This window comes from Pseudomonas sp. FSL R10-1350 (genome assembly GCF_009600525.1).
Classification (GTDB): Bacteria; Pseudomonadota; Gammaproteobacteria; order Pseudomonadales; family Pseudomonadaceae; genus Aquipseudomonas; species Aquipseudomonas helleri.
The window spans coordinates 47,795-54,166 of the sequence record NZ_WIVR01000034.1; the positions used below are offsets into that span (position 1 = coordinate 47,795).

Below are 6,372 nucleotides of genomic sequence, written 5' to 3' on the forward strand. Positions count from 1 at the left end.
ATCTTTTAAAGATCAAAAGATCGCGAGGCAAGCTCGCTCCTACAGGGGATGTGGGGTCAGATCGGGCAGGTCACGCCTGTGCCGCCGATGCCGCAGTAGCCTTGCGGGTTTTTCGCCAGGTATTGCTGGTGGTACGCCTCGGCGAAGTAGACCGTTGGCGCCTGGTCGATTTCGGTGGTGATGGTGCCCAGGCCGGCCTTGGTCAATTCAGCCTGGTAGGCCGCTTTGCTGGCCTCGGCCGCTGCCAGTTGTTCTGGCGTGGTGCAGTAGATCACCGAGCGGTATTGGGTGCCGATGTCGTTGCCCTGGCGCATGCCCTGGGTCGGGTTGTGCAGTTCCCAGAACATTTTCAGCAGGTCTTCGTATTTCACTTTTGCCTGGTCATACACCACCAGCACCACTTCGGTGTGGCCGGTCAGGCCCGAGCAGACTTCTTCATAGGTCGGGTTGGGGGTAAAGCCACCGGCGTAACCCACCACCGTACTGACCACACCATCGCGTTCCCAGAACTTGCGTTCTGCGCCCCAGAAGCAACCCAAACCAAAGATCGCAAAACCGACGTCGTCCAGAAACGGGCCCAGCAACGGGTTGCCATTGACGAAGTGGGTTTCGGGCAGTTGCATCGGTGTTTCGCGGCCCGGCAGGGCTTGTTCTTGAGTGGGTAGCACGTTTTTATTCACCAGGATTTCCGAGCGCAAGACCATGTTTCATGTCCTCTCAGTCAGATTGCAGGAAGTTAGAACAGCAGTGTGCCCGAGTGCTGCGTCGCTGTCAGGTCAGCGGTCCGCGCGGGTAGCGTTTAAGTGCGCGTTGCAGCTCGGCACCGGGGATCGGCCGGTCGAACAGGTAGCCCTGGCCCACGTCGCAGCGGTGGCGGCGCAAGAAGGCCAGTTGGGCGGCGGTCTCGATGCCTTCGGCCACCACTTTAAGCTTAAGGTTATGGGCCATGGCAATCACCGCTGAGGTGATTTCCATGTCGTTCTGGTTGTCGGGGATGTCTTTGATAAAGCTGCGGTCGATTTTGATGATGTCGATCGGGAATTTCTTCAGGTAGCTGAGCGAGGAATACCCGGTGCCAAAGTCGTCCATGGCCAGGGTCAGGCCCAGTTCCTTGAGTTGATCCAGTTGCAGGCGGGTGTCGTCGGTGGCTTCCAGCAGCAGCCCTTCGGTCAGTTCCAGTTCAAGCAGCGCCGGGGGCAGGTGTTCTTCCTTGAGGATGCTGGCAATCGAGGCGACCAGATCCGGGTCGGAGAACTGCTTGGGCGACAGGTTGATAGCTACTTGCAAGTTGCCAAACCCCGCTGCACTCAGTTGCTTGCTCATGCGGCAGGCCTGGCGCGCGACCCACTTGCCAATGGGGATGATCAGCCCGGTCTCTTCCGCGACGCTGATGAACTGGTCGGGACGAATCATGCCTTTTTCCGGGTGGTCCCAGCGCAGCAGGGCTTCCATGCCCAGCAGCCGCCCTGTGCGTAAACACAGCTTGGGTTGGTAGAACACATCCAGCTCGTTTTGGGTCAGGGCGCGGCGCAGGTTGTTTTCGACGAACAGCTTATAGCTGGCCTCGGCGTTCAAGGTTTCGGTGAACACCTGCACCTGATGCTTGCCGTTGGCTTTGGCCTTGTGCAGCGCCAGCCCGGCGTTACGCATCAAGGTCTGTGGGTCGAGCCCGTGCAGGGGCGCGCAGGCCACGCCGACAGAGCCGGTGACGCTGATCAACTGGTTATCGACGAACATCGGTTTGTCGAGGGTCATCAGCAACTGGCTGGCGGTTTGCTGGCCGATTTCGAGGGTGGCGTTGTCCAGCAGCACGGCAAATTCGTTACTGGCAAAGCGGGCCAGATTATCTTCGGGGTTCAGGCTGTTGCGCAGGCGGCGCGCCAGGCTGATCAAGAGCTTGTCGCCGGTCTGGTGGCCGAGGCTGTCGTTGATCCGCTTGAAGTTGTCGATGTCCACCAGTAACAGGCACACCTTGGTAGCGCTGTCATGGGTGAACCGCTGATCGAGGTTGCGGATAAACGCCGGGCGGTTGCCAAGGCCGGTCAGGTTGTCGGTGTAGGCCAGGCGTTCGATCCGCTGTTGCGCCAGCTTGGCCTCGGTGATGTCTTCGTAAATACCGATGTAGTGGGTCAGTTCGCGGTTGTCGCCATAGACCTTCGAGATCGACATCTGACCCCAGTAGGGCTCCAGGTTTTTACGCCGGCTCTTGAACTCACCTTGCCAGCTATTACCCTTGCTCAAGCTTGAGTGCGCATCGAACAGCAGGTCGCTGAGGTTCTCCAGCGCCAGCAGTTCAGACAGCTTGTGGCCCTGGACTTCTTCGGCGCTGTATTGGGTGATGGCGGTGAAGCTCGGATTGACGTACTCGACCACGCCGTCGCAATTGACCAGCAAAAAGGCATTGGCACTTTGCTCGACGGCCCGCTGAAACAGGTGCAGGGCGTTAGTGGCAGCGCGCCGGTTGTGGTTGTTGATGACTTGCGCGAACTGGTCGGCCAACTCGCCGGCAAAGGCGATTTCATCGGCTTGCCAGGCCCGCGTCTTGCCGGTCTGTTCAAGGCACAACACGCCAATCACCTGGCCGTCGATGCGAATGCTGGCATCGAGCATGGCGTTGGTGTCGTGGCGGTTCAGGCAGGCTGCCAGTTCCCGGGTGCGCGGGTCGCGGTTGGCGTTTTGCGCGTCGATGGAGCGGCTGGTGTGCAGGGCGTCGAGGTAGTCCGGGAACAGGCTGATGTCGATGGCGTCTTGCGCCACATACGCCTGGCTTTCGCGCTGAAACGCCGAAATCGGCAGCATGCGGTGGCCGTCGAGGGTCCACAGGCTGGCAGCGTCCAGTTGGTAAATGTCGCAAGCGCTGCGGGTGATCAGTTCGGCGGCTTCTTGCAGCGAGTTGTGCTGGCTGTAGCGGTGGCGGGCCAGACGCAGGATCAAGTCCTGTTGGGCGCGCACACGTTCAAGGTGTTGCAGTTGTTCTTGCTGGGCGCGCTGGTTGAGTTCCAGAGCGATGTGCAACCGGCTGTTTTGTGTTTCCAGCTCTGCGACCGGGGCCAGCGCGGTGCTGCTGACCGTGCCCTCTACTACCAGCACATAACCGCGCAACAGCTGGCGGTTGTGTTGCTTGTAGGCCTCGCCCACTTCCATCAGGTTCAGCGCCCCCAGAGGCGTGTGCAGGGTGTAATGCACCACATAGTGGGGGCTGGCGCGCAGTTGCAGCGCAATCGCGTCATGTAAGCGATAGCGCGCTTTGGGCTCCATCAGGCTGGCGTAGGGCGAGCCGACCAGTGCACACAGCTCAGTGGCGGGCAACCCGACGTAGCGCTCGCAGCCTGGGTCGAGGTAAAGCAAGGCCCAGCTGGCTTCATTAAGCCGCTCGAAACGCAGCATCCCGAGCCGCGAGGGCACGGGTAACTGCGTCACGACCTCGGCTGCCGTTCGCAGGGCAGCATCGGATTGGCTTTTCATTGGGGTACTCGCTTCACACTTGCGGATGGCATCAGGGCTCAACCCCTGTTCCTGCGGTCTGCGGCAAGGTTGCATCATGCGTACTGAGCTGACAAGTGAACATGATTGACATCACCCACTTGAAGGTTAGCGCCGCAACGTCAGGATGCAACAGGCTGGCGATCGCTGGTTTCAGTTTTATGACTGTTATTTCAATGCAATCGTCACCGACTCAAGCACCCGACCCTTAGGGTTATAAAAGTCGACCTGCAAGTGCTGCCCGGTGAGGGTCAGGCAGGCGAAGTTATCTTCGCTGACCATGGCGCTGGTCAATGCGGGGGAATAATGGCCTTGCCCATTACTGGCCAGCGGGGTATTGAGCAGCAGATTACTGGCCTTCGCGTACGGTAACAGCCTGCTATTGCACAGCGGTGACGAGACGATGCCGTGCACCACAAAGTCAGGGTCTTCGCTGTGGGTGAGTGAGCAGGTCAAAGAACCGTGGATGTCGCCGCTGACAAACATCACGTTTTTAACGGCGTTGGCGCGGATGACTTCCAGCAGGCGCAAGCGTTGTGCGGCAAATGACTTCCAACCGTCATCGCCATGGCTTTTTTGATCGGGCATGAACATCACGCTGCTGACGATGAACTTCACTTTGGCGGTGCTGTTTTTCACCCATTTGTGAAGGGCGTTTTCTTGCTCGACGCCGATCATCCTGCGGTCAGTGCCGGTTAACACGCGCTCGGTGCGACAGTCCATGACAAACCAGTCGGTGTCGCCATCGGCAAAGGTGTACCAGTATTTCTCTACGCTGCGGTTGATGCACCCGTCTGTGAGCAGGTCGTGGGCGGGGCCGTGGCTGCACTGGAAGGTTTCGTAGGCGCGAATGGCATTGCTGTAGAGCTCGTCATCATAGTGGCTGCGCCTGGAAGGCCAGTTATCTTCGATCTCATGGTCGTCGAGGATCATGTACGTCGGGGTGCTGGCCATGAGCTGGCGGATGTGCGGCTGTGAGAAGGCTGCCCGGTATTTGCGCGAGATGTCTGCGTACTCCCGGTCGGGGGCGAAGATGTTCATGTCATCGACGTACACCTGATCCCCGATCATCAGCACGCCATCAAGCGGGGCGCTGGCGTTCAGGTCGCTGATGGCCTTGAAGATCTTGTCGCCCAGTTCTGGTCGCGAAGGGGTGTTCAGTGTAAGCCGCAGGTAGCGGCATGAACCTACAACGTAGCGATGCGTGCGGTTGCGTTTGGGGGAGGCAGATTTAAACCGGTAGATCGTTGAGGGCCATTCCAGCGCAATGTGTTTGACCGTGTCCGGAGTGTGGTCAAGGTAAGTGGTTCTGAACCAGCCTGCCTGGTATTCGTAGCGCGTGTCTGCGCTCAGCCCGCGCAGGACCAGGGTGTCAGACATGTCGTAAATGTTGCTGAGCTTCGAATAGAGGCCGGCAGACCATTGCTGCGTGCCCGCTCTGCGGTAGCGAACAGCGGCAAAAACGGCATTTTCAGCATCGGCAGCGCCCCTGATGAAAATGCGCGCTTGTTCTGGGGTGGTGTAGCCCACTATGGGGCCAACGGTGGGTGTGTCCATGTCGAAATCCTTTTTGATAAGTGGCGATCCCTGTCGCCGCGGTTAAGTCCTTTCATTAACCGTAGAGGGGGGCAGAGGGATCTTCGCCTCTCAACATCAGCGGGCTTCGTAGTGCCGGGGTGTTGTGTGGTGAGGGAATTTTCTGGTTACAGAATCAAGAACCTGGCGCGCACCTGCTTGTGTGTAGGAGCTGCCGCAGGCTGCGATCTTTTGATCTTCAACGTCAAAAGATCGCAGCCTGCGGCAGCTCCTACGAGGATATTGGTGAGTGTTCAGGCAAAAAAAAGCCCCGCTTATTGGGCGGGGTTGAGGTACGAGCGTGGCGCTCGGAAAACAGTGCGCTATCCCGGCCTTCGGTGAGGAAGGCCGGGACGTGGCTTACAGCAGGATAGTGCGGATGTCGCCCAGCAACTGGCTCAGACGCTGGGTGAAGCGTGCAGCTGCAGCGCCGTTGATCACGCGGTGATCGTAGGACAGCGACAGTGGCAGCATCAGCTTCGGCTGGAAGGCTTTGCCGTCCCAGACTGGCTGCATGGTTGCCTTGGACACGCCCAAGATCGCCACTTCCGGTGCGTTGACGATCGGCGTGAAGCCGGTGCCGCCAATGTGACCCAAGCTGGAAATGGTGAAGCAAGCGCCCTGCATGTCGTCAGCGGTGAGCTTCTTGTCACGGGCTTTGGCAGCCAGTGCAGCGGCTTCACCTGCCAGTTGCAGCAGGCTCTTCTGATCAACGTTCTTGATCACCGGCACCAGCAAGCCGTCCGGGGTGTCTACGGCGAAGCCGATGTGCACGTATTTCTTGCGGATGATCGCTTTGCCGCTTGGCGCCAGCGAGCTGTTGAAGTCTGGCAGTTCCTTGAGCAGGTGTGCGCAGGCTTTGAGCAGCAGCGGCAGAACGGTCAGTTTCACACCGGCTTTTTCTGCGACGGCTTTTTGCGCAACGCGGAAAGCTTCCAGCTCGGTGATGTCAGCCTGGTCGAACTGAGTCACGTGCGGGATGTTCAGCCAGCTGCGGTGCAGGCTCGACGCGCCGATTTGCATCAGGCGGGTCATGGCCACTTCTTCAACTTCACCGAAACGGCTGAAGTCGACTGTCGGGATCGGCGGAATGCCTGCGCCGCCAGTTGCAGCGCCGGCAGCCGGAGCTTCCTTGGCCTTCTGCAGAGCGGTTTTGACGTAAGCCTGTACGTCTTCTTTCAAGACGCGACCGTGTGGGCCACTTGGGCTCACCGCGCTCAGCTCAACGCCGAACTCACGGGCCAGTTGACGCACGGCAGGGCCGGCGTGAACTTTGGCACCGCTTGGCGCAGGGGCCGCCGCCGGTGCCGGAGC

Annotated in this window: 4 protein-coding genes; all 4 read right to left on the reverse strand. The window is 59.5% G+C overall.

Going from position 1 to position 6,372, the window contains the following annotated elements:
* Window positions 1-56 precede the first annotated feature (56 nt).
* Window positions 57-704 (reverse strand): peptide-methionine (S)-S-oxide reductase MsrA, encoded by a 648-nt coding sequence (gene msrA / locus GHO25_RS15810; protein WP_153391203.1) that lies wholly within the window; start codon window positions 702-704, stop codon window positions 57-59.
* A 67-nt stretch (window positions 705-771) separates the two neighbouring features.
* Window positions 772-3,465, reverse strand: a complete 2,694-nt coding sequence (locus GHO25_RS15815) for an EAL domain-containing protein (protein WP_048366658.1) — start codon at window positions 3,463-3,465, stop codon at window positions 772-774.
* A gap of 186 nt (window positions 3,466-3,651) precedes the next feature.
* The gene (locus tag GHO25_RS15820; RefSeq protein ID WP_153391204.1) at window positions 3,652-5,040 is read right to left on the reverse strand and encodes an alkaline phosphatase D family protein; all 1,389 of its coding nucleotides are present in this window, start codon (window positions 5,038-5,040) and stop codon (window positions 3,652-3,654) included.
* A gap of 378 nt (window positions 5,041-5,418) precedes the next feature.
* Window positions 5,419-6,372, reverse strand: a 954-nt coding sequence (locus tag GHO25_RS15825) for a 2-oxo acid dehydrogenase subunit E2 (protein WP_178110107.1), incomplete at its 5' end; no start/stop codon positions are given.

Coding starts and splice junctions, on each gene's coding strand:
- GHO25_RS15815 (WP_048366658.1), bottom strand. CDS start 3,465: ATGAAAAGCCAATCCGATGCTGCCCTGCGAACGGCAGCCGAGGTCGTG.
- GHO25_RS15820 (WP_153391204.1), bottom strand. CDS start 5,040: ATGGACACACCCACCGTTGGCCCCATAGTGGGCTACACCACCCCAGAA.
- msrA (WP_153391203.1), bottom strand. CDS start 704: ATGGTCTTGCGCTCGGAAATCCTGGTGAATAAAAACGTGCTACCCACT.